At 37.2% G+C, this 25,485-nt stretch carries 21 protein-coding genes, 1 pseudogene and 1 other annotated feature; of the genes and pseudogenes, 4 read left to right on the top strand and 18 right to left on the bottom strand.

Features of this window, described 5'->3' with window-relative positions:
• Positions 1–101: 101 nt before the first annotated feature.
• Positions 102–2,957: pseudogene (locus HCJ50_RS08165) on the top strand (alpha-mannosidase); the annotation flags it as partial.
• Positions 2,958–3,025: 68 nt separating this feature from the next.
• On the opposite strand, the gene cspB reads toward HCJ50_RS08165, so the two are convergent.
• From cspB to HCJ50_RS08130, 7 genes are all read right to left on the bottom strand, one after another.
• A complete protein-coding gene (gene cspB / locus HCJ50_RS08160) occupies positions 3,026–3,226 on the bottom strand; it encodes a cold-shock protein CspB (protein WP_003723180.1) in 201 nt (66 codons plus the stop codon).
• 289 nt (positions 3,227–3,515) lie between these two features.
• A complete protein-coding gene (locus HCJ50_RS08155) occupies positions 3,516–4,211 on the bottom strand; it encodes a phosphatase PAP2 family protein (RefSeq protein ID WP_185346268.1) in 696 nt (231 codons plus the stop codon).
• A gap of 13 nt (positions 4,212–4,224) precedes the next feature.
• Positions 4,225–5,214, bottom strand: coding sequence for a diaminopimelate epimerase (gene dapF / locus HCJ50_RS08150; RefSeq protein WP_185346266.1), 990 nt, complete (start codon positions 5,212–5,214; stop codon positions 4,225–4,227).
• Between the two features lie 111 nt (positions 5,215–5,325).
• Positions 5,326–8,091: an isoleucine--tRNA ligase gene (gene ileS, locus HCJ50_RS08145; protein ID WP_185346264.1), complete on the bottom strand. Its 2,766-nt coding sequence runs from the start codon at positions 8,089–8,091 to the stop codon at positions 5,326–5,328.
• A gap of 52 nt (positions 8,092–8,143) precedes the next feature.
• Positions 8,144–8,377: a binding site (T-box leader), on the bottom strand.
• Complete coding sequence (divIVA, locus tag HCJ50_RS08140) at positions 8,374–8,901, bottom strand: septum site-determining protein DivIVA (protein ID WP_185346262.1); 528 nt, start codon at positions 8,899–8,901, stop codon at positions 8,374–8,376. It overlaps the preceding feature by 4 nt.
• A 95-nt stretch (positions 8,902–8,996) precedes the next feature.
• Positions 8,997–9,518: a transcription repressor NadR gene (locus HCJ50_RS08135; RefSeq protein ID WP_185346260.1), complete on the bottom strand. Its 522-nt coding sequence runs from the start codon at positions 9,516–9,518 to the stop codon at positions 8,997–8,999.
• Positions 9,519–9,522: 4 nt separating this feature from the next.
• A complete protein-coding gene (locus HCJ50_RS08130) occupies positions 9,523–10,629 on the bottom strand; it encodes a cysteine desulfurase family protein (RefSeq protein WP_185346258.1) in 1,107 nt (368 codons plus the stop codon).
• A gap of 129 nt (positions 10,630–10,758) precedes the next feature.
• Between HCJ50_RS08130 and nadB the strand changes: the two genes are divergently transcribed.
• The 3 genes from nadB to nadA are packed head-to-tail and all read left to right on the top strand — an operon-like array spanning position 10,759 to position 14,155.
• Positions 10,759–12,216, top strand: coding sequence for an L-aspartate oxidase (nadB, locus tag HCJ50_RS08125; RefSeq protein ID WP_185346256.1), 1,458 nt, complete (start codon positions 10,759–10,761; stop codon positions 12,214–12,216).
• Positions 12,213–13,058 (top strand): carboxylating nicotinate-nucleotide diphosphorylase, encoded by an 846-nt coding sequence (gene nadC, locus HCJ50_RS08120; protein WP_185346254.1) that lies wholly within the window; start codon positions 12,213–12,215, stop codon positions 13,056–13,058. The genes nadB and nadC overlap by 4 nt, the downstream gene beginning before the upstream one ends.
• Positions 13,055–14,155: a quinolinate synthase NadA gene (nadA, locus tag HCJ50_RS08115; RefSeq protein WP_185346252.1), complete on the top strand. Its 1,101-nt coding sequence runs from the start codon at positions 13,055–13,057 to the stop codon at positions 14,153–14,155. Before nadC ends, nadA begins: the two co-directional genes overlap by 4 nt.
• A 42-nt stretch (positions 14,156–14,197) precedes the next feature.
• Here the strand turns inward: nadA and HCJ50_RS08110 are convergent, their stop codons facing one another.
• The 11 genes from HCJ50_RS08110 to HCJ50_RS08060 all read right to left on the bottom strand — a co-directional run bounded on the left by HCJ50_RS08110 (position 14,198) and on the right by HCJ50_RS08060 (position 25,460).
• A complete protein-coding gene (locus tag HCJ50_RS08110) occupies positions 14,198–14,974 on the bottom strand; it encodes a YlmH family RNA-binding protein (protein WP_185346251.1) in 777 nt (258 codons plus the stop codon).
• Positions 14,975–15,100: 126 nt separating this feature from the next.
• Entirely contained in the window at positions 15,101–15,391 is a 291-nt protein-coding gene (locus tag HCJ50_RS08105; RefSeq protein WP_185346250.1) for a YggT family protein, read from the bottom strand.
• A gap of 22 nt (positions 15,392–15,413) precedes the next feature.
• Entirely contained in the window at positions 15,414–15,872 is a 459-nt protein-coding gene (locus HCJ50_RS08100) for a cell division protein SepF (RefSeq protein ID WP_185346249.1), read from the bottom strand.
• Positions 15,873–15,875: 3 nt separating this feature from the next.
• A complete protein-coding gene (locus tag HCJ50_RS08095; RefSeq protein ID WP_185346248.1) occupies positions 15,876–16,565 on the bottom strand; it encodes a YggS family pyridoxal phosphate-dependent enzyme in 690 nt (229 codons plus the stop codon).
• Between the two features lie 118 nt (positions 16,566–16,683).
• Positions 16,684–17,859, bottom strand: coding sequence for a cell division protein FtsZ (gene ftsZ / locus HCJ50_RS08090; RefSeq protein ID WP_185346247.1), 1,176 nt, complete (start codon positions 17,857–17,859; stop codon positions 16,684–16,686).
• A 67-nt stretch (positions 17,860–17,926) separates the two neighbouring features.
• Entirely contained in the window at positions 17,927–19,198 is a 1,272-nt protein-coding gene (gene ftsA, locus HCJ50_RS08085; protein ID WP_185346245.1) for a cell division protein FtsA, read from the bottom strand.
• A gap of 358 nt (positions 19,199–19,556) precedes the next feature.
• Entirely contained in the window at positions 19,557–20,351 is a 795-nt protein-coding gene (locus tag HCJ50_RS08080; protein ID WP_185346244.1) for a cell division protein FtsQ/DivIB, read from the bottom strand.
• Between the two features lie 22 nt (positions 20,352–20,373).
• Positions 20,374–21,465, bottom strand: coding sequence for an undecaprenyldiphospho-muramoylpentapeptide beta-N-acetylglucosaminyltransferase (murG, locus tag HCJ50_RS08075; protein ID WP_185346242.1), 1,092 nt, complete (start codon positions 21,463–21,465; stop codon positions 20,374–20,376).
• A complete protein-coding gene (gene murD, locus HCJ50_RS08070) occupies positions 21,462–22,829 on the bottom strand; it encodes a UDP-N-acetylmuramoyl-L-alanine--D-glutamate ligase (protein WP_185346240.1) in 1,368 nt (455 codons plus the stop codon). Before murD ends, murG begins: the two co-directional genes overlap by 4 nt.
• 139 nt (positions 22,830–22,968) lie before the next feature.
• Positions 22,969–23,943, bottom strand: coding sequence for a phospho-N-acetylmuramoyl-pentapeptide-transferase (gene mraY, locus HCJ50_RS08065; protein WP_185346238.1), 975 nt, complete (start codon positions 23,941–23,943; stop codon positions 22,969–22,971).
• Positions 23,944–23,984: 41 nt separating this feature from the next.
• Entirely contained in the window at positions 23,985–25,460 is a 1,476-nt protein-coding gene (locus tag HCJ50_RS08060) for a UDP-N-acetylmuramoyl-L-alanyl-D-glutamate--2,6-diaminopimelate ligase (RefSeq protein ID WP_185346236.1), read from the bottom strand.
• Positions 25,461–25,485 lie beyond the last annotated feature (25 nt).

The raw sequence follows: 25,485 nt of genomic DNA, 5'->3' as shown, positions 1-25,485 counted from the left end.
GAATAATATTTATGTTTTGTCATTAGAAAACACCTCCAAATTTATTTTACTAAATTTGAGGTGCTCTTTTTTAATTGCATCTAATTATAGTGGCAGTTCCTTTAATCGGTTACTTTGATTTTGGAAACACGGGGGATGGTCATAATTCTGGCTTTGAATCTTTATTATTTGTTAATGGAAAACCATTCCAAGGTGTGGATCAAAATCACCAAGAAGTACTTTTTCCAGATAAATTTGCCGGAACAACCATAGAACTTACTTTTCGCCTATGGTCTGGTCTTGAAGGAGGGGGCGCTCCAACCGTACAAACACATCAGTTAAAAGAAGCATTTATTGGCTATTTAAACTTAGCGATAGACGATTTATATTTTACTAGTAAGGCAGCACTTAAAACTTTAGATGTATTAGAAGAAAATAATCCAAGCTATGCCAGTCTCCTGCATGCAGTTAATCGTACTTATTTAGCGATTGATTGGGCTGTCCCTGGCTCCGAGAAAAATATCGCATCCATGGAAAACGCAAACCAGCTCCTTCAAAATGAAATAAAAACGATACCAAAAAACTTTCCTATCAAAGTAGCGGCAGTTGGACATACGCATATTGATGTTGCTTGGCTTTGGCGTTTAAAACATACTCGCGAAAAAGCCGCACGTTCCTTTTCAACGGTACTTCATTTAATGGAGGATTATCCAGAATATTTATTTTTACAATCACAACCACAACTTTATGCTTATCTAAAAGAAGACTATCCAGAAATTTATGAAAAAATCAAAACAAAAATTAATGATGGTGCATGGGAAGCAGATGGCGGTATGTGGCTTGAAGCTGATTGCAATATCCCAAGCGGAGAATCTTTAGTTCGCCAAATACTTTATGGTCAAAAGTTTTTACGTGAAGAATTTGGGAAACCCTCCAGCTTTTTATGGTTACCTGATGTATTTGGTTATAGTTGGGCTTTACCACAAATCCTTCGTAAATCGGGCATTAAAACATTTATGACTACTAAAATAAGTTGGAACCAGTACAATCGAATGCCGCATGATACTTTTCAGTGGCGCGGGATTGATGGAACAGAAATACTAACCCATTTTATAACGGCTCCTGAAAAAAACAGCTCCATTTCCACTTATAATGGCAAAATGACTGCTCGCGAGCTTGCTGGACTTTGGACAAAATATCAAGACAAAGATATTAATCAGGAACTTTTACTGGCTTATGGCTATGGAGACGGGGGTGGCGGAGTAAACCGGGAAATGCTTGAAATGCGTCGTCGCTATAATAACATGCCCGGAATTCCAGAAGTAAAACCAAAAAGTGCTACAGATTATTTCCATGACTTACATCAAACTATCGCAACAACCGATCAATATGTTCACACTTGGAATGGTGAACTTTACTTTGAATATCACCGCGGAACTTATACGAGCCAAGCCTTTACTAAAAAAATGAACCGTAAAATTGAACTTGCGCTTAGAAATAGCGAATGGCTCTCAGTACTTACAAATTTAAAACAAGGAATGCGCTATCCAGCAGAAAAATTAGCTAATATTTGGCAAATTTTATTGCGAAACCAATTTCATGATATTATTCCTGGCTCGTCTATCAAAGAAGTTTATGAAGATGCTTTTCTTGAATACACAGAAGCAATGACAAAAAATACGACGCTTATCCACGAACAACTTACACATTTAACAACTACAGAGCAAGAAAAAATAACACTTTGGAATAGCTCTACTTGGTCAGGTGCTCGCTATATTGAGATTACACCAGAAAACACATCCGAATCATTGGCATTTTTTGATGAAACAAATTCACCACTGCCAGCGCAAAAATTAGCAAGTGGACAGTGGCTTATCCAACATCCCGCTCTTCCCGCACTTGGAGCAGCTAGTATTTCAGTTAGGAAAACATCCACAATGTTAGAAAAATCTTCTTTTAACTATACTAATAAACAACTGGAAACCAATTTTTATCAAATTAGCTGGAATGAACAAGGTCAATTTACATCGATTTTTGATAAAAAAAATAATCGCCAAGTTTTAGCGAAAAATGCTCGTGGTAATGTTTTCCAGTTGTTTGAAGATAAACCTATGTGGCACGATGCTTGGGATATTGATTTATTTTATCAGGAAAAACAAATAGAAATTACTAACCTAAACTCTTTTGAACTAGTAGAAAACGGACCGCTTCGACTAACGATAAAACAAATACTTCACTCTGAAAAATCTCAAATCACACAGCTTATTCATTTTTATCATGATAGTCCGGAAATTCGTTTTGAAACAGAGGTGGATTGGCAAGATCGAAACCAATTGCTTAAAGTTGCTTTTCCAGTATCAGTTCATGCAAGTGAAGCTAGTTATGATATTCAGTTTGGCAATGTTAAACGTCCTACCCACTGGAATACAAGCTGGGATTACGCCAGGTTTGAAACAGTTGCACATCAATGGGCCGATTTATCTGAGAAAAATTATGGGGTTAGTTTGTTAAATGAATCAAAATACGGCTATGATATTAAAGATTCTACTATCCGTTTAACTTTACTTAAAGCAGCTGGTTATCCGGATACGCATGCAGATTTAGGTATCCAAAAATTCACCTATTCGCTTTATCCACACAGAGGTGATTTCCTTGACGGGGAAACAGTAAAAGCTGCTTGGGAACTTAATAACCCAATTTTCACCTCTAATGGAGCAGTAGCGTCCTTTTCCCTTTTCCAAGTGAGCAACCCCTACGTGATGATTGATAGTGTGAAACAAGCAGAAGATGGCGACGGGATTATTGTTCGTTTACATGAATTTGCTGGTACGCACGGAGAAGTGACATTAACGAGTGACTATGACATTACAACCATGATCGAATGTAATTTATTGGAAGAAAATGAAACAGAACAACAAAGCCAAACTTTTCCAATCACTCCATTTGAAATTAAAACCTACCGAGTTCATTTAGCGTAAAAAAAACACTCAGCAAAACTTCTCCCTAAGAAGTCTGCTGAGTGTTTTACTTGTTTAACGTAAGCAAATTAAAGTTTAGTCACTTTTTCTGCTTGTGGGCCACGTTGACCTTCAACGATTTCAAATTCAACGCTTTGACCTTCGTCTAAAGTTTTGAATCCTTCACCTTCGATAGCGCTGAAGTGTACGAATACATCATCTCCGCCTTCTACTTCGATGAAACCAAAGCCTTTTTCACTGTTAAACCATTTTACTGTTCCTGTTTGCATATTTCACAAACCTCCAAAAAATTTTCTTAATATGTTTCTTTTACTAACGAAAAACGTGTTAACAACAAGCTAACTTCATTTTCAATTACAAAATTCACATATTATCAAATGTACTCATCGAAATCAATACCCTTGATAATACGTAAACCAGCTTGCTTCAACACTTATATATTAACGCCATCTGCTAAATAAATCAAGTGAAAAAGCCACACGGTTACAAAATAGATTATTCAGTCTACTAAGTGAAAAACCCTGCTATAAGCGAATTTACTCATAGCAGGATTTCTTTTTATTCGATAATACTTCTATCTTTAATGCGCCATTTCACAAGTAAGTTATGTAACGGTTTACGAACAACAAAATAAACTCCGAGTGAAATACATACAGATGCTGTTCCTAGGAAGAACCCACCGAGTACATCCGTTGGGAAGTGAACTCCAAGATAAACACGTGTATACATAACAAATAAAATAAAACCATAGGCAATAATTCCAATAACGATTTTTTGCCAAATCTTAGGAACCGTAAAAATTAAAAATAAACCTGCCAGTCCGTAAAAAACGGCAGTGGCTGTCGCATGTCCACTTGGGAAACTAAAACCTGATTCACTAATCAACCAATTAATGCCAGCTGGGCGATTACGAGCAACTAAGCTTTTTAAAGCCAGATTTAGTATCACACCACAAACTAACATTGTTCCGCCAAACCAAAGACCAACGACAAATTTGCGTAAAAAGAATAGAACTAAAACGACGATAATAGTTAGGATAATCGTTGTCTCTGCGCTTCCAAGATGGGTTACTAATTTTACAATGGAAGTTTTATCTGGTTGAATTCCACCGCGAATTTTTTCAATCCAATTTAAATCAAAACGTGCTACCCAGTTACTTTCTATAGCAATAGCTGAGGCAATTGTAATAAATAAAATAAGACAAAATCCGCCGATAACAAATAGCGGTGTTGCTTTTTTTCGATTTGTGTTCATGACTAACTCCTTTTCATTCTGTTGTTTTTAAAAATTGTTTTACTTCTTCTGCAAGTTGCGTATAGTTAGCTTGTTCGGATGTGTTTTCATTTGTTAAAGCTATTACTTCTTCCTCGTCATAGCTCAATGTTCCACTACTTACAAAAGTAGCATTTCCAATCAATTGCAATGATAGTTCTCCTGTTATATCTTCTTTTGCAGTAACTTGAACTCTTCCGCCGTCATTATATACATTAAGCGGTGTTTCAAGTGGATCATTGTCCAACATTTTTTTAATTAGGCTAGAAGCAGACATTGCTGTTCCACAGGCATTTGTAAAACCAACACCACGTTCAAAAGTTCGTACATAGATAGCATTATCGTTTAATCTTTTGACAAAACTAACATTTACGCCATCAGGAAAAAATGGATTTTCGCCATTTAAATAGCTAGCTAATTTTTGCTGTTTATCGGAATCTAACACAGCTTGATCAACAAAAGTAATTAAATGCGGATTCGGCACTGAGACAGCTGAAAAAGCAAGTTCTTCATCTAGTTCAGGCACAATCTGATTCATCAATTTCTCAACTGGTAAATTCATCGGCAAACTTGCTGGTGTAAACTTAACAGGAGAGATTTCGACTTGATAAGTTGGAATATTAAATCCAAGAGAGTCTGCTTTTTTTACATCTAAAACAGCTTTCATTGTTTCCACTTTTGCTTCTGTTAATTGGTGTTTTTCTAGTAAATAGCGAGCTACGGTTCTTAAACCATTGCCACACATCGAAGCAAAGGATCCATCAGAATTAACTACTTTCATTTGACCGATAGTTCCCTCTTCGTTACTTTTCGCAACAAATAATATTCCATCAGCACCGCCAAGAGCATGCGATTTATCACATAATTTTATTGCAAAATCAGCGCGCTCATTGTCAGACCAATCATGTATATTATTTTCTTCTTCATCTACTAAGAAAAAGCTGTTTTGCGAGCCATGCACTTTCGTATAGTGGATTATTGCCATTACTCAAAGCCACTCCTTTATTTAGAATTATGTCTATAATACCACATTTTAAAATAAAAATGCTTGAGGAAACCCCTTTTTAATTACTAGGATTTTCCTCAAGCGGATTTTTTATGCTTCGTAATTTTTTACAACAATATCAGCACAACGAGCACATAGTGTTGGATGGTTTGGATTTGCACCAACATCTTTTTTCACTACACGACAACGTTCACAAGTTTCCCCTTCAGCTACGGTAATTTGAACAGCTACTTGGTTCACTTTTAGCGCAGATTCTGGAGCATTTTCGACCCCTTCAACTAATTCAAAATCAGATACAATAAATAGTTGTGCAAAATCGCCTTCCAGTGAGTCAAAGAGTGTTTTTGCTTCTCCATCCACATAAAGCGTCACTTTTGCAAGCATAGATTTACCAATTAGTTTTTCATTTCGAGCAAATTCCAATGCTTTTTGGACATTATCACGAATTTGCATGAAGGCACTCCATTTAGCAGTAATTTCCTCACTATCCGCTAGCACTTTAACTTCTGGTAAATCTTGTAAATGAATACTTTCTGCTCCCTCACCAATTAAATTATGCCATACTTCTTCTGTTGTATGCGGTAAAATTGGTGCGAGTAATTTGGTTAAAGTCATCACTGATTCATAAAAGACTGTTTGCATAGCACGACGATCATGCATATCCATAGCTTCGATGTAAACAACATCTTTTGCAAAATCCAGATAAAATTGGCTTAATTCTACTGTACAGAAATTGTTAATTTGGTGATAAATAGTCGAAAACTCAAAGGCTTCATAGCTATCTTTCACATTTTTTACTAAATCATTTAATTTAATAAGCATATATTTGTCAACTTCGCGCAAGTTTTCATAGGAAACGCTATTTTTTGCTGGTTCAAAATCATGAATATTTCCTAGTAAAAAACGCATTGTATTACGGATTTTGCGATATACTTCTGAAACTTGTTTTAAAATTTCTTCACTCACCCGAACGTCTGCTTGATAATCTACAGAAGCCACCCAAAGACGAACAATATCTGCTCCAAGTTGTTTAATTACTTTTCCAGGAAGAATTGTGTTGCCAAGAGATTTACTCATTTTCCGGCCGTCTCCATCAAGCGCAAAACCATGACTTAGCACATTGCGGTATGGGGACTCACCTGTGATTGCAACAGCTGTTGTTAATGACGAGTTGAACCAACCACGATATTGGTCAGAACCTTCCATGTATAAATCAGCAGGACGACTTAATTCTTTACGCGCATTAAGAACTGCCTGATGACTAGAACCTGAGTCAAACCATACGTCCATAATATCCGTTTCTTTTGTAAATTCACCATTTGGGCTGCCAGGATGGGTAAATCCAGCTGGTAACAAATCTTTCACATCTCGTTCAAACCAAACATTCGATCCATGTTCACGGAATAAGTCAGAGATATGACTTATTGTTTCATCAGTGATAATCGCTTCTCCATTTTCCGCATAAAAAATAGGTAGCGGTACGCCCCATGCACGTTGACGAGAAATTACCCAATCACCGCGGTCACGAACCATATTAAATAAACGAGTTTCTCCCCATGCTGGAGTCCAGTTTACACTTTTCACTGCTTCTAGTAAATCATCACGGAAAGCATCAATAGAAGCAAACCATTGGGCAGTTGCACGGAAAATGACTGGTTTTTTCGTACGCCAATCATGTGGATAGGAGTGAGTAATAAATTCTAGTTTTAGTAATGCGCCTACTTCTTCTAGTTTTTCTGTAACCATTTTGTTTGCTGTATCATAAAATACGCCTTCAAATCCAGGTGCTTCATCTGTAAACACACCACGATCATCTAGTGGAGCTAATACATCTAAGTTATATTTTTTACCAATTAAAAAGTCATCTTCCCCGTGTCCTGGAGCCGTATGAACCGCACCAGTCCCAGCTTCAGCAGTCGCATGTTCCCCGTTCATTACTAAGGATTCACGGTCATAAAATGGATGTTTTGCAGTGATACGATCAAGTTCAGAACCACGCACTGTTTTAAGAACAACAACATCTTCAAAGCCAAGTTTTTCACGCAGTCCAGGTAAAAGAGCCTCCGCAACTACATATTTTTCGCCATCAGATTCTAGCACTACATATTCTAAATCTGGATTCACTGTGATTCCTAGGTTTGCTGGAATTGTCCATGGCGTTGTTGTCCAAATAACAATGTTTGTTCCAGTTTCTAGCACACCTTTACCATCTATCACTTTAAAAGTAACAAAGATAGAAGCTGATTTTTTATCTTTATATTCAATTTCAGCTTCAGCAAGCGCAGATTCACTAGAAGGAGACCAATAAACTGGTTTTTTCCCTTTATAGATATAACCTTTTTTTGCCATCTCACCGAAGACTTTAATTTGTTCTGCTTCGTATTCTGGCAACATTGTGATATATGGATTTTCCCAATCGCCACTAATACCTAAACGTTTGAAGCCAGCGCGCTGACCATCTACTTGAGTCATAGCATATTCAGCACAAAGCTTACGGAATTCAGCAACAGACATTTCTTTACGCTTTACACCTTTTTTAGCAATCGCTGTTTCAATTGGAAGTCCGTGCGTATCCCAACCAGGTACATACGGTGAACGGAAGCCAGCCATTGATTTATAACGAACGATAATATCTTTAATTGTTTTATTTAAAGCGTGCCCCATATGAAGCTCTCCGTTCGCATACGGAGGGCCATCATGTAAGATATAGCTTGGACGTCCTGCATTTTTTTCTTGAATTTTTTCGTATAGTTTTTCTTCTTCCCATTTTGCTTGCCACTCAGGCTCTTTATTTGGCAAATTGCCACGCATTGGAAAATCTGTTTTTGGCATTAATAAAGTATCTTTATATTCCATGTTTTCTTCTCCTTCAAATTGTTATTTTTAAACGCAAAAAAAATCTCTCCCAAAAAGGGACGAGATTCGCGGTACCACCCTTGTTGACATGCATCTAATCTGCCTGTCCACTTCATTTAGGCCATAACGCTGGCTCGCGCTAACACTTACTCAAGCGATTGCTCTTTCGGGTTAGAACTAAAGAGTGATTTCTACTTTTTAGAGGATAGCTGGTCTCGCACCATTTACCAACTCGCTTCATATCCATTATCTAAAAAATATACTTGTCTCTAATTATCGTTTTTAACGTTCTTCAGATTCAGTCTGTTCCACTTCTTTAATAGATGCTAGTTCTGTTGCATCTACATCATAAGCCATCATTTGTTGCCAATCTTCACTTTTAATCAAATCCATTTGTGCTTCCACTAACATCCGTAAACGCTCACGGAATACTTTGGATTGACGTTTTAAGTCTTCAATTTCAATCGCAATTTTTCTAGCTTTTGAAAGCGAGTCGCTTAAAATTCGGTCGGCATTTTTTTCTGCTTCACGAATAATAAGTTTTGCTTCTTTTTCAGCGGAAGCCTTCACTTCTTCAGCAGCTGTCTGTGCGACGATTAATGATTTGTTTAATGTTTCTTCAATGTTGGTAAAATGACCTAGACGTTCTTCACTATTATTTAAAGTGTCCTCAATACGCTTTTTCTCTTTAATTACTTGTTCATAATCTTTAATGATTTGATCGAGGAAGTCATTTACTTCATCTTCGTCATAACCTCTAAAACCACGGGTAAACTCTTTGTTATGTATATCCAGCGGCGATAATGGCATATTTAGCACCTCCATACGACTTTTTGTTTATAAATACCTAACATACATTCTAACATAGATACTGGCTTTTTCCTAGAATTTATATTGAAAAAACGCTAGATTAAAAATCCGGCTTTACCAAGTACTTGAATAGCCTGCTCAATTTGTTCCGATGTATCTGCTTCAATTGTATGTAAATGCGTTCCATCAGTTAATCCAGATAGCATTGTTGCTCCCGTAGTCTGCAATTTTTTAACAAATTTTTCTACATCAAAACGGTTTTTCAAATGGAGTGAAGCAGTAATTTCGCCGTAAATTGGATGATCCACAATCACGTCCACCACTGTAATCCCGTGATCAACTAATATAGTTAATTCTTCGGCTATCTGTTCTTTTGTATGTTTAACGGCGATAACTCGTCGCTCTCCTGAAAAACTTGTCTCCTTTGCGTAAATATATCCTTGTGGTGTAGCCATTATTGGTTCATTTCCCGCTTTAAGTAAGGAAATATCTTGTACGATTACTTGTCGACTTACATTGGTTCTACTCGCAAGTTGATTTCCAGAAATAGGCGAATCTGCTTCTTTTAACCAATTTAAAATCAAATGTCTACGCTCATCACCAAGTATTTTTTTCATTTTATCACCTTTTTCTTAGTAATTTTGCCATTTCTTCGTTAAAAATCAAACTATCTTTTAATTCATTTTCTTTTCCAAAAGATAAACGGATAAAGCGACTTGCTTCTTCCTCCGTTTTCATCATAGCAAGTAAGGTTCTGGATGGTTTTGCATCACGTATGCTACATGCACTTGTCGTTGAAATTTGAATATCTGCTTCATTTAAGGCAAGCAAAGCCTCTTGTCCCTGCATATTAGGTAAGGTTAGTCCCAAAATAAACGGGGATGTATTTGGTCCGCCCTCTATCGTAACTTGTTTTGTTAATGCGGAACAAATCGCCTTTTTTAAGTTACTAATTCGCTGGGCTTCTTTTTCTCTAGTTTTTATTATATCATAGGCAGCTATTGTAAAAGCAGCAATTGCTGGGACATTCACAGTGCCCGCCCGAAAGCCAAATTCATGATGTACATCTACTAGTATAGCTTGAAAAGGGAAATCTGGTCTAATAAAAAGTAAGCCCACCCCTTTTGGCCCATATATTTTATGCGAAGAAATGCTAAAACTAGTTACATCCGTTAAATCTACATTAATTTTCCCAAATGATTGAACAATATCCGTATGAAATGGAACCCCGGCATTTTTCGCAATTTGCGCTAATTTTGCAATGGGTTGGATGGTTCCTATTTCCGAGTTTACATGTTGAATAATTACTAACGCGGTATTTTTAGAAATCATATTGGCTAAATTAGTCGGATTCACCTGCCCATTTTTTCCTACAGGTAACAAACGAATCTCACATTTTCCTTCTCGTTCTAGTGTTTCTAATTGCTGCCATATCGAAGCATGCTCAAGCGGACTAACTAATACTTCTTTTTTCTTACTAGTATGTAATAAAGTTTGAATTGCAATTTGATTACTTTCTGTTCCGCCACTTGTAAATATAATTCCTCTTGCTGGAACATTCAATAATGTTGCAAAGTTTTCTCGGCATCGCTCTAACAGTGTCGCCACCTTAGTCCCTGCATCATGCAAACTTTCTGAATTAGCAAAGAAATCTTTTGATGCATCTACAAAAACTTTTAACGCAGCATCACTAATTTGTGTCGTTGCAGCATGGTCAAAATAAATCATCTTTTTTACCTCCTGAAATTTTATGCTTGAATTAAGTTGGATTTTGTGTGATTATAGATGACAAGACAACTGTATATTCATTGTAAAAGTATACAATTAATCGACCCTACTATGCAAGAGGTGGAAAATATGAAAAAAGAACGCATCATCATTATTGGAAGTGGTATTGCAGGTAGTCTTGCAGCACTTCGCTTAATGCAGGATTATGATGTGACGATAATCACAAAAGGAACTAAACAAGAAAGCAATTCGATGTTAGCACAAGGTGGCGTTGCAGCAGCAATAACAAAAGATGACTCTCCTAAAAAACACTTTCGCGATACTTTTCAAGCTGGCTGTTATCATAACAAACCACTTGCAGTTTGCGAACTTACCACTTATGGACCAATTGTCATTCAAAAACTTATTAAAGAAGGCATGACATTTGACCAACAAAATGGGGAGTTTTTATTAGGATTAGAAGGCGCTCATCAAATGCCACGAATATTGCATGCTGGCGGTGATCAAACAGGGAAAGTTCTTACTACTTTTATACAAAATCAACTAACAGCTGTTCAGTGGCGCGAACAAGAGATGGCCATCCAAATTATAAAACAAGATCATCAAGCAGTTGGTGTTTGTTGTTTAGATAGCAATAATCAGTTACATAACTATTACGGAGAGCATATCATTTTAGCAACTGGAGGATTAGGTCAGCTTTTCCCGGTTACTACAAACGCTAAAACTATATCAGGAGATGGTCTAGCGCTTGCTTTAAATGCTGGTGCTACATTATCTGATATGGAGTTTATTCAATTTCATCCAACATTACTTTTTATAGATGGTCATTGCCATGGACTTATTTCAGAGGCTGTGCGCGGAGAAGGAGCAAAACTTATTCGCGAAAATGGAACCGCCATTATGGAAGGCGTTCATCCACTACTTGACCTTGCTCCGCGAGATATTGTGTCCGCAACACTAGCTAATGAAATCGCTCAGGGGGAACTAATTTTCCTTGAAATTACAGCGGTAAAAAACTTTGAATCCCGTTTCCCTGGAATTTCGGCTAGTTTAGATAATCATCAAGTCCCTTTTCGTAAAACAAAACGAATTCCAGTTCATCCAGGGGCACATTTTTTAATGGGAGGCGTTCGGACGGATCTTCACGGCAAAACAAATATTAAAGGACTATACGCAATTGGTGAAGTTGCCAATACCGGTGTCCACGGAGCAAATCGGCTAGCTAGTAATTCGCTACTTGAAACACTTGTTTTTGGGGAGAAAGTCGCTGCATATATCCAAGCAAATCCTGCAAAAAAACGAAATCAATCAGTTACACCCGCTCCTACAAAACATTTATTAGCACATCCTTTACCAGATAAGCAACAACTCCAAGAAAAAATCGGAATAGCATTAGGCATTACGAGAACTGAAGAAAAATTAACAGAATTTCTACACTGGACAAATCATTTTGAACAGGCAAACGGCACATGTGAAGAAGCCGAAATAAGCAATATGCTTCTAGTTGCAAAACTCATCGCAACTAGCGCTCTAAAACGCACAGAAAGTCTCGGTGCACATCGAATTTTAGAAGGAGTAACAAAATGAATCCAATACTTATAAAGCAAGCAATTCAAGGTTTTTTATTAGAAGACATTGGACAATACGATATAACCGCTGATAGTATTTTTGATTATACAATTATGGGGGAAGGTGTTTTTCTCGCAAAAGAAACTGGCATTTTGTGTGGTGTTGAAATCCCTAGAATAGCCTATCAACTTCTTGATGGCAAATTTGATTATAAGCCCTACAAACAAGATGGCGACTTTATTCAAGCAGGCGAAATTATTGGTGTAGTAACAGCACCAGTACGCACGCTTCTAACTGCTGAACGTGTTATTTTAAACTTAATGCAGCGAATGAGTGGTATCGCTACCCAGACTAACCTCGCATTAAAAAAACTAGCTGACCCCTCGATTCGAATTTGTGACACCCGAAAAACAGCGCCTGGTCTGCGAGTCTTCGATAAGTATGCCGTAAAGGTCGGTGGTGGCTTTAATCATCGGAATGGTCTATTTGATGGCGTTATGTTAAAAGATAACCATATTGCGTTCTCTGGCGGCATAACGGAGGCAATAACCAATGTGCGTGCTAAACTTGGACATATGGTAAAAATAGAAGTAGAAACTGAAAATGCAACCCAAGTAACCGAAGCAGTCCAAGCTGGCGCAGACATTATTATGTTTGATAATCAAACACCAGCAGAAATCAAAAAATTGGTAGCACTTGTCCCAAATCATATTACAACCGAAGTATCTGGCAATATTACTCTAAATAATATCTCTAAGTACCAAAACTGTGGTGTTAACTATATCTCTTTAGGATCGTTAACTCATTCTGTACGTGCACTTGATATTAGCTTTAATAGCCAAGGAGGACTAAAAAATTGAATTTACTAAAGACAGTAAAAAGTGATACTATGCCAGAACATTATAAATTAATGTCCAAAGCTGAAATGGCAAACCGCGTGATGGAAATTAAGCAACAACTCGGAGAAGACCTTTTTATCCCCTGCCATCATTACCAAAAAGATGAAGTTGTCCCGTTTGCTGATGCGATTGGTGACTCTCTACAATTAGCGCAAATAGCAGCTAGTAATAAACAAGCCAAGCATATTGTCTTTTGTGGCGTTCATTTTATGGCCGAAACTGCTGACATGCTAACAACAAACGAGCAAATGGTAACTTTGCCAGATATGCGCGCTGGTTGTTCCATGGCTGATATGGCCGATATTCATCAATTAACAAACGCTTGGCCAATTCTACAAAATCTGTTTGGTGACACCATTCTCCCTGTCACCTATATTAATTCAACTGCGGCGATCAAATCATTTGTTGGCGAATATGGTGGAACAACTGTTACCTCTAGCAACGCCGCCACAATAGTTGCGTGGGCTTTGGAGCAAAAAGAACGAATCTTTTTTCTTCCTGACCAGCATCTAGGTCGTAATACAGCTTTTGAACTTGGTATTCCACTTGATGCCATGGCTATCTGGGATCCTATAAAAAACAAGCTGGAATACGAAGGTAATTTAGAAGATTGTAAAGTGATTCTCTGGAAAGGCTATTGTTCCGTTCATCAACATTTCACTGTTAAAAATATTAAAACCATCCGTAAAAACTCACCAAATATGCGGATTATCGTTCATCCGGAATGCACGCATGAAGTTGTTTCTTTAGCAGATGATTTTGGTTCAACAAAAAAAATTGTGACAGAGATAAGTAATGCCGCGCCTGGTACAGAGTGGGCAATAGGTACAGAAGCGAATCTAGTCGGTCGAATTATACAAGAAAATCCTGATAAGAAAATTGCTTCCTTAAATCCATTTATGTGTCCGTGCATGACCATGAATAGAATAGATTTACCCCATCTACTTTGGACACTCGAATCCATTCAAAATAATGAAAAAAGAAATCAAATTAAAGTGGATGAGCAGACAACCAAATTCGCCTTAAAAGCATTAGAACGAATGCTCCAACTTAGTTAAAAAAGAAAACGAAAGCCACCATAACTGGAAGCTTTCGTTTTCTTATTTTATATAGCCAATCTCTATGCGGATTTTATCTTTTTTCGTCCTACCAGCAATTTCTAAAATTTTCACCCGCCCGTAACCACGAACCGACAATACATCTTCTTGCTCACATTCAAAATCAGGATTCTCTACTGTTTTCCAGTTTACTTTTGCCAGACCTGCCACAATTATTTGTTTTGCTTTCTGCCTAGAAATATGATGCGCGTTGCTAATGATCACATCAAGTCGCATACTAGAAACAGTCATCCCAATATCTTCCCAATCAATAGGTGTAAAAACTGCTTCTGTTAAATTGGTTTCCTCTAACATCACATTAACTTTGCCAATTTTTTCTAATTGTAAAGTTAAATAATCTTTCATATTACTTTCTACTAAAAGCTGCCATTCCGTTCCATTATTTAAAATATCCCCAAAAATATCTCGTTTCATACCAAGTGACATTAGCGTCCCAAGAATTTTTTGATGTGTTAATGTGGTAAATTTCACTGGATAGCGAATATGAAATAACGCAATCTCAAAATCAGCTTCTGTTGGTGTATAATAATCTGGATAAATCAGTGCGCGACGCCGTTCAGCATGTTCTACTCCACCAAAAAACTGAACTTTAATTTGCTCATAACCGCCAATAATTGTCTCCGTTATATAACGTTGTCTAGGATCTAAAAAATCCGTTAATTGTGGTGTATACTCATTCTCCACTTGCACCGTAATACCAAGAATCTTATCAATAAATGCGTATTCTTCTGCGCGAAAATGTTGATAAATTGCGTCCATAATAATTTCTCCCTTTCAATCCGTCCCAAGTCTTTAGCCCTATTATACCATGAAAATGACTGCTTCTATCCCACTACTGCTTATTTATTCAAAAAAAAGCCACCCATTTGAAGACGGGTGTGCTTTTTAGAACAGCATTGGAACAACATAAACTTGGATTAAACTTGTTAAAACTCTCATTGCGTATTGGAAAATAAAATAAGCAATTAAAGATGAGATGTCAAACATACCAATCGGCGGAATAATCCTCCTAAATGGTTCTAAAATCGGTTCGAAAATACGAGCTAAAAATCGACCAATTTTTGATTCTCTTGCCCCTGGAAACCAACTCATTAAGAAATAAATAAACATTAAGGTTGGCAACCATCTGATAATGAATAAAACAACTTCCACCACTTGATATAAAATACTTTGCAATCTAGTTTACACCTCTAATTCATCACATAAAGTTTTGTTCATCGAGCATTTCAGAAATAGAGCCATCCACTTCTACATTGTCTGGGGTACATAAGAAAATATTATTTCCCACACGTTGGATATCTCCACCTAACGCATATACTGTTCCACTTAAAAAGTCCACAATACGTGTCGCTTGGTCATGGCTAATGCGTTGTAAGTTAACAACAACCGTTTTATATTCTTTTAAGTAATCTGCTAGTTCTTGGGCTTCTGCATATACACGCGGTTCTGCGAGTACCATTCGACTAGAATACTGAGCTCCCTGCATACTAACCACCTTCGCATCCTCTTCTTCCACAGCATAGAAACGATTTTTACTTGGTTTTTCTTTCTTCGTTTTCTTTTGCATTGGTTCTGGTTCCCTCGCTACTTCTTCTTCATAATATTCTTCCTCTTCATCTAAGAAAAAGAAAGACTTAAATTTATTCGATAGTCCCATTTGTTACACCTCCATATTTTCGTCACTCACCAAAGCTCTTCCTACTCGTATAAATGTAGCACCTTCTGTAATCGCTACTCCGAAGTCCTGAGTCATCCCCATGGATAACTCTGTACAAGGAATGTTTTTTAACTGAAGCGCATGAATTTCTTGCTGCAAATGCTTTAACTCATGAAATACGTGATGCAGCTCTTGTTCACTATTTGTAATAGGTGCCATTGTCATCAATCCAACAATCTCAATGAATTGAAAATTTGCTTCTTGTACAAATGAAAACGCCTCTTCAGTGGAAAAACCATGTTTGCTTTCTTCACCTGAAATATTCACTTGTAAAAAACATTTCACCGATTTCGTCGCTCGTTTTTCGATTTCTTTCGCAAGAGAAACTCGGTCAAGTGAATGCAAATAATTTATTTTTGGCAATACATCTTTTACTTTACGTGTTTGCAAAGAGCCAATGTAATGCCAACAAATATCGTCTTTATCTGCAAATTGTGCTGTTTTTTCAAGAAATACATCTGCACGATTTTCACCAAAATGGCGAATACCTAAATGATATAATTCCATCATTTCCGTTGCTTCAATCGTTTTTGTTACAGCAACCAGTGTCACTTCTGCTTGACTACGATTACTTTTTGCACAAGCAAGCTCGATTTGTTTGGTTACTTTTTCTAAATTTGTTTGTTTTGTCATTTGTTTTATCACCTTATATAATTCCCGAAGCCCTTTTTTTAAAACGCTTCTTGTTATAATCAGATACCCGGTCACTCAGAATACAAAAAGCGGCCGGGTGTAATTTCTGTTATAAGAATTATCCGCGACGATTACGGTTACGGATAAATGCTGGTACATCCACGTCTGAACTATTTTGTTGTGGTTCCGCTGGTTGTTCATGAACCGGATTATTTGCTTGTTGTGGTGCAGTTTGCGCATAATCAGTTTGTGGTTCTTCTTGTACTGCATAGCTTGGACGATTTACTTGAATAGATTGGTTTGGACGACGATTTACTTGCGCTTGTTGTTGCGCTTGCTTCGTTTCATCAAATCCAGTGGCAATTACTGTGACAATAAGTTCATCTTTTAGTTCGTCATTAATAACAGAACCAAAAATCATATTAACATCTTCGTCAGATGCACTAGATACGATTTCTGCAGCTTCTTGTACTTCATAAAGACTAAGGTTAGATCCACCAGTAATATTCATTAGGACACCTTTTGCACCATCCACAGAAGTTTCAAGAAGTGGAGACGAAATAGCTTTTTTCGCTGCTTCTGCGGCACGATTTTCACCTGTCGCAATCCCAATTCCCATCAACGCAGAACCACGATTCGTCATAATTGTTTTTACATCAGCAAAGTCTAAGTTAATTAAACCTGGTACAGCGATTAAGTCTGAAATACCTTGAACACCTTGACGTAAAACATTATCTGCTTCACGGAAAGCTTCAAGCATTGGTGTATTTTTATCAACAATTTGAAGTAGACGATCATTTGGAATAACAATTAATGTATCTACTGCTTCTTTCATTGCTTCTGTTCCTGTTAGAGCTTGTTTTGTACGTTTGGGACCTTCAAAACCGAACGGACGAGTTACAACACCAACTGTTAATGCGCCCATTTCTTTGGCGATTTGAGCGATAACTGGAGCAGCTCCCGTTCCTGTTCCTCCACCCATTCCAGCAGTGACAAATACCATATCAGCGCCTTTTAAAGCTTCTTCAATTTGTTCGCGACTTTCTTCTGCGGCTTTTTTACCAATTTCAGGTACAGCACCCGCTCCTAAACCACGCGTTAATTTTGTACCGATTTGTAATTTTGTTTCTGCTTTTGCTAAATTAAGCGCTTGTGCATCTGTATTTACTGAGATAAACTCTACACCTTGAACGCCATGCTCAATCATACGGTTTACAGCATTGTTTCCGCCGCCGCCAACACCGATTACTTTTATTGTTGCTAAACTTTCTGAACTAGTGTCAAATTCCAACATATTATTGCCTCCTATTTGCCGATTTATACGATATGATTTTTCCTTGCTGATTTACCAGCTTTCACGTTTATTCAAAAAATGCGCCGAAAAAATTCTTCATTTTTGTAGAAACTTTTTCGTCATCTGATTTCTTTTGTTTAGGTTGTTTTTGTTTTGGAGCATCCTCATTATGTGGTTCACTTGCTGTACTGCTAACATCACGACCTTCTAACTCAGCCATTTGATAAGCGTACTTAATCAAGCCTACCGCAGTTGTAAAGGATGGTTCGCGAACACCTATATAATCTGGAATGGCAAGTCGAACATGGGCTGCTAACGTTTTTCCAGCTAAATCAATCGCACCTGGAATAGCCATTGAACCCCCTGTTAAAACATAACCACCTGGAAGATGTGTTTTTCCAACTCGAGCTAGTTCTTCTAAAACTAATTGGAAAATTTCTTCCATACGTGCCTCAATAATATCTGCAACTTCCACTTGTGTGAAATGTTGTTTTTGGTCGCTACCAATTACATCAATGGCAAAAACTTCATCAGGAGAAGCATCGTCATAAAAGGCATAGCCATGATCAAGTTTCACACGATCTGCATTTGCTGTTGAAGTATTTAGACCAAGCGATAAGTCCTTGGTGATATTATCTCCACCAACTGGAATAACACCAGTATACGTTAATCTGCCTTGTTCGAATACGCTAACGGTAGTCGTTCCTGCACCAACATTAATTAATGCCGTACCAAATTCTTTATCATCTTCAGATAAAGAAATCGACGCTTCCGCCAGTGGTTGTAAAGCAATATCAGAAATCTCAAGGCCAGCACGTTCCACACAACGCAACGTATTATGTAAAATTGTTTTTGAACCAGTAATAAGCGTGCCTTCCATTTCTAGACGGACACCTATCATACCACGTGGATCGGTAATGCCAGTTAAACCATCCACTACGAACTGGTCTGGTATTGTATTAATGATTTCTCTTTCGGGAGATAATGGAACAACTTGAGCTGCGTCCATCACGTTCCAGACATCCTCATCTGTAATTTCGCGATTTTCACTGCTAACTGCTACAATACCTCGGCAAGCTTCTAATTGAACTTGACTCGATACTACCCCAACAATTACTTGAGAAATTTCAACGCCAACCATTCTTTCTGCTTGTTCAATTGCCTTCTTAATGGATTCTACAGTCTTGTCTATGTCGATAATAATCCCTTTTTTAATTCCTGAAGACTCGACATTACCAACACCGATAATATTGAGTCGATCGTCAGCCATTTCCGCGATGATTACTTTCACTGATGCTGTTCCAATGTCTAAACTTACATAAATTTCGCTATCACCCATTTATCGGCACCTCCTTTTATTCTAGTCATTTAATATTATATCAAATTCATTTTTATACCGATCAAAACCGGTTTTTAACCTGCTTGGAAAAGCGTTGTTACTTTTCTATTTATATGGTGTTAGTGTAGAATGATTGCCCACTCTGCCTAACATATAAAATCACTTATTTACAGTCTACACTAAGAAAGAAGGTAATAAAAGCACAAAGAACAATTTTTGGCAAATTCTTAAGATATTTTTTTCATTTTACTCAAAAAGCGAACAAGTGTTGGTATATGTAGCTTTTCAGTTATCGTTTTGTCACATTTCTGCAACATCTGTTATTTCCTTTTGTATAAAAGGCAGAGAAGAAACTATATTAATTCTTTTTCTTCTCCTCTGCCGCTTTTTTCTCTGCATTTTGTTGATAGTAACTTTGGAAGTACGAGCCTACCTCTATATCAATAACGCCCTTTTGTCCCTTTGATAATTGAGCAACTATAGATGGGTAATGTTGCATTTTTTCAGCAAAAGTACCAATTGTTGCGGAAACTCTATTTCCATCATTCATATAGAGTTCAATATGATTATTGTCGCTTTCGGTTGGGCTGTAAATTACTTCGGAAATCGAACTAACAACATCATTTGGTAATTGATTTATTTGTGCTACCATTCTCTTTAGTGTTTTGCCATTTTCAAAATTCTGGAACAGTAGATCATTCCCAATTGGAAATTGTCTTGATTGGTCCGTTAATAAGATGCCACTCTCGAGAATATCATAATATTTGCCATCCTTTTCTTGATAACCGATTGTTTTATATTCGGTAATATCAATTTGGACATTGTTCATGCCTTCTTTAGAAACTGTTGCTTTTTTTATTAATGTATTTTCCTTAAGTGTCTCTTCAGTCTTGCTATTTCTAATTCCAAGTACAAACTCACCAATTACTAGTCCACTTTCTTTCCGAACTTCATTTTCAGTCAATTGCTTATTTCCGCTTACACTTATTTCGTCAAGCTTACTAAGCGGGGAAAGGAAATACAACGTGATTAATATTAAAATCGCAAAAAATCCGATTAAAATGGCTAGATGTCTAATTAATTTTTTTTTCCGGTATTTTTTTAATTCAGGAATACGGTTTTCAATAGATACTACTCTTCTATTTTCCGCCATTTTATTCGCTCCTTTCTACGATTTATTTCATTATACTTATTGCCACTTCGACAAGTTTGCTAGCTGCATCCGCTCGACCCATTTGTTTAGCGCTAGCCTGCATTTCATTTAACTTTTCCGTATCAGTTAAAATAGAATCAATCGTTCCCATTAAATCTGTTTCTTTTAATTCTGCTTCTGTGATCACGATTGCGGCATTGTTTTTTTCTAGAGCACGAGCATTGTATTCTTGATGATTCGCTGTAACATAGGGGCTTGGTATCAAAATACTAGGCACTCCTAATGCCGTAAGTTCTGCGAGGGTAGTTGCGCCTGCTCTTGATACCACAAGTGTAACTGCGTTTAAAATTTGGGGCATATCATAAATAAATGGTTGAATACTAATATGATTCCCAAGTTCTAAACTGGCGAGTGTATCTTTTATTTTTTCATAATGAACATCACCCGTTACATATAACAGTTGAAAATCACGTTTATTCCATTCTGGTAAAATCGCTTCAATCGCTTCATTCACTCCACGTGCTCCGCGACTACCACCAAAAACGAGAACAGTTGGTTTTCCAGTGACAAGTCCATATGCTTCTAAAGCTTGGTCAGAATCTACACCAATCACTTCTGAAGCTCGCGGATTTCCAGTAAAAACAATTTTTTCTGATGCAAAAGAATCGCTTACTTCTTCAAAACAAATTGCCACTTTGTCTGCATATCGACTTAAAAATTTATTCGTTAAACCTGCAACACTATTTTGTTCGTGAATCAATGTTGGGATTTTTAGTTTGGCCGCCGCATATACAACTGGACCACAAACATATCCGCCAGTACCAATTACAACATCTGGTTTAAACTCCCGAAGAATTTGTTTGCTTTTTTTGGCTCCACTTAGGAAACGCATTACTGTCTTTACATTTTCAAGTGATAACGAACGCTTAAAACCAGTAATTTCAATGGCTTCAAAAGGGATTCCTTCGCGTTTAACAATGTCAGCTTCAAGACCTTTTTCCGTTCCAATATATAAAAACTCTGCTTCTGGATGTGATTTTTTTAATTCTCTGATGAATGCCAGAGCTGGATAAACATGTCCGCCCGTACCTCCACCACTTATGGCTACTTTCATTTTTCCACCTCTTCTATTAGTTCGCTTATTGCTTCCATGTAGGCATTACCACGAACTTCAAATGTCCGGTATTGATCCCAGCTCGCACATGCTGGTGAAAGTAGGATAATATCTCCTGGCGCCGATTCTCTATAAGCAACCGGAACAGCCGCTTCTACGTTATCCACATAATGTACGTCAATTCCCGCTATTTTTCCAACACGACCAATTTTATCTGCTGTTTCTCCAAAAACAACTAAGGATTTTACATTTCTAAAAAATGGCAGTAGCTCATCAAAAGAGTTGCCACGATCTAGTCCGCCTGCTAGTAAAACGACTGGATTTTTAAACCCTTTTAGCGCACTTTGAGTAGCCAAAATATTGGTTGCTTTAGAATCGTTATAAAATTTCCGTCCTTGCCATTCAACAACAAATTGTGTGCGATGTTCTACGCCTTTAAAAGTTTCAAGAACATGCATAATTTCTTCATTTGTTACGCCTAATATTTTAGCAACTGCAACAGATGCCAGCACATTTTCCAAATTATGTTCACCTGGAAGTAAAATACTATCACGTGCTCCAATCACTTCATCACCAAACATAATATTGCCGTTTTGGACATAGCTTCCTTGACCTAGACGCTGCGTTGTTGAAAAAGGGATTATTTTTGCTTTCGTTTGTTTCGTTAAATTTATTAGCTCTTCTTGATCCCAGTTAATAACTAGAAAATCGTCTGCTGTTTGATTTTTTTGGATGTGCCATTTTGCCTGAACATATTCACTTCGATCAGTATGGTAATCCAAATGCGCTTCATAAATATTCGTAATCACTGAAATATGCGGTTTAAAAGTGTTTACACCCATTAATTGAAACGAAGAAAGTTCCATCGAAATAAATTGTTCACTTGTCGCATTTTCGGCTACTGCAGATGCCGGAAAACCAATATTCCCAGCAAGTAAGGAACTATTTTCTTTATGCGCATTTAACATATGATGAATAATTGTTGTGGTGGTAGTTTTCCCATTTGTACCTGTAATTCCAACAATTGGTGCTTCAGAAATTTGGTAAGCTAACTCTACTTCTGTAATAACTGGTATTTTCAGTTTTAACGCTTTTTCAATCATCGGGTTATTGTATGGAATACCCGGATTTTTAATTACAAGCTCAAATCCTTCATCTAAAAGTTCAATCGGATGCGAACCACAAATAACTTTAATTCCTTGTTCAAGAAGACCTTGTGCTTCTGGATTTTCACTAAAAGGCTTTTGATCATTTACAGTTACAAATGCTCCCAGTTTATGCATAATTGTTGCTGCGCTAACACCACTTCTTGCTAAACCCAAAACAAGCACTTTTTTGTGATGGTACATTTCAATTTTTTTCATTTCCTTTGGTTCCCCCATTTATATCAAAATTGGCGGTCGGATTCATGAAATTCACAAAAACGACGGAAAGCGCCAACCAGATTCTGTTTAAAAACAGTCAACTAGAGACGCTTTTGCCGCAAAAATCGCGGCGCTTTATTTAAAAGATAACCATACAAACAGAAATAATTGCACCAATAAGTCCAATTCCCCAGAATGTAAGAACAACACGCCACTCAGACCAACCACCTAGTTCAAAGTGATGATGGATTGGTGTCATTCGAAAAATCCGTTTACCACCAGTGACTTTAAAGTAAAATACTTGTAAAATAACGGATGCAGTTTCAATAACAAAGATAATGCCGATTAAAAGTAATAACCATTCTTGATGTAGTAAAATTGAAACAGCAGCAATACTTCCACCAAGCGCAAGTGATCCAGTATCTCCCATGAAGATTTTCGCAGGGTTTTTATTGAATAGTAGGAACCCAAGCATCCCTCCGACAATCGCAAAACAGAAAATAGCGACATCCATTTGTTCTTGATAAAAAGCAATCACACCAAAAGCAGAAAAAGCAATCACAGTAAGTCCAGATACAAGTCCATCCAAACCATCCGTTAAATTAACTGCATTGGAGAACCCAACTAACCAGAAAAGAATAAAGATAACAAAGAAAAAGCCCAAATCAATTTCGGTGTTGGTAAATGGTATTTTAAGCGTTTCTGCAAAACCACTAAAATGATACACTACATAAAATAAAATCGAAATCGCTACCTGACCTAAAAATTTCTGTTTAGAAGTTAGACCTAAGTTACGTTTTTGAACTACTTTAATATAATCATCCAGAAAACCTAATGCACCAAACAAAGCTAACGCAATAAATAATAGCCAAGTTGCCGCACTTGCTTCCCCGCTGATAAAAGAAAAGATCAAGAAACTAACAAGCATAGCAATAATGAAAACGACTGCTCCCATTGTTGGCGTCCCTGATTTCTTTTCATGCATTTTTGGACCTTCATCCCTAATACTTTGCCCAAATTTTAATTTCACTAAAAATGGGATAAATAGTGGGATACCTATAACTGTAATAATAAAGGCCACTGCAAATGTTGATACTAACATGTATAAAGACACAATAAATTCTCCCCAATCTGTTTGTCAACGCACTTCATATTTTATGCGAGTCCGAGTTTTTTTTCAATAGCTTTTCGTGCTTCCACTCGGTCATCAAAATCAATTACTTCGTTGCCGATAATTTGATAATCTTCATGACCTTTTCCAGCAATCAGAATAACATCCCCTGTTTCTGCCTCACTTATAGCAAATTGAATCGCATCACGACGATTTTCATAAACTACATATGAATCGCTTTCTGGAACACCTTTAATCATATCTTCAATAATCGCATGCGGATTTTCACTACGCGGATTATCTGATGTAAATACTGGGTTGGTTGCATATTGAACGGCAATTTGTGCCATTTGGGGACGTTTTCCTTTATCTCGGTCGCCACCACATCCAACGACTACAAAAACACGTTTCTCCGCGAACTCATCAATTGTTTGCAATACATTGAGTAAACTATCAGGTGTATGAGAATAATCAACAATGACAGGAAAATCTTGTCCTGCATTTACTAATTCAAAACGCCCCTTCACTCCTGGAATAGCTTCTACAGTTGTAATCGCATTTTCTAATGGAATATGTAATGCATAGCTTGTTGCAATCGCTGCAAGCACATTATATATACTAAAATTACCAATCATTTTTATATTAAGTTTAAAATTGCCCTCAGGTGTCACTAAGTCAAAACTCGAACCATGACTTGAAATATGAATGTTATATGCATTGAAATCAGCATCCGCATGTATACCAAACGTGATAACATGTGCAGCTGTTGCTGTTTTCATTCGTGCACTGACTTTATCATCTGCATTTAAAACAGCAATTTTCGGATTATTAGTATCGTAACTATTGCCTAATTGCGCAAATAGTAAACTTTTGGCATAGGCGTATTCTTCCATTGTATGATGATAATCTAAATGATCCTGTGATAAATTCATAAAAACTGCCACATCATAATCAGAACCATATACTCGACCTTGAACTAATGCATGAGAAGAAACTTCCATTACAGCAGTACTAACGCCATGAAGAAGCATCTCACGAAAAGTTTCTTGCAATGTTAGGCTATCTGGAGTTGTATTTTTTGTTTCCAAAATTTCATCGCCAATTTTACGGTACATTGTCCCAATCAAGCCCGTCTGTTCTCCATTTTCGCGGACTATTTGTTCAACTAAATGGCTAACAGTAGTTTTTCCATTAGTACCAGTAATTCCGACTAATTTTAATGCTTGTGTTGGTGAACCATAAAAATAATCAGCTAGCATTGCCATGGCGCGTTTTGAATCTCTAACATAAATAACTGGAATAGCCACATCTAGTTGTTTCTCAGCAATTATTGCAACTGCTCCGAGCTCTTCTGCTTTTTTCGCAAATTGATGCCCATCGATTAATTCCCCGTCAATGCAGATAAAAAGTGTGCCTGGTTTCACTTTCCTACTATCTTGAGCTATTTGACTAACTTCAATTGTAGCACTTGCTTCCCCAGAGAATACCGGGATAGCTCGCATTAGTTCATTTAACTTCATTCTTGCCATCTCCTCAAACTTATTC

The sequence above is a fragment of the Listeria immobilis genome, assembly GCF_014322765.1.
GTDB lineage: Bacteria > Bacillota > Bacilli > Lactobacillales > Listeriaceae > Listeria > Listeria immobilis.
Note: the sequence above shows the minus strand (reverse complement) of the source record. Positions and strands in the feature narration are given on the sequence as shown.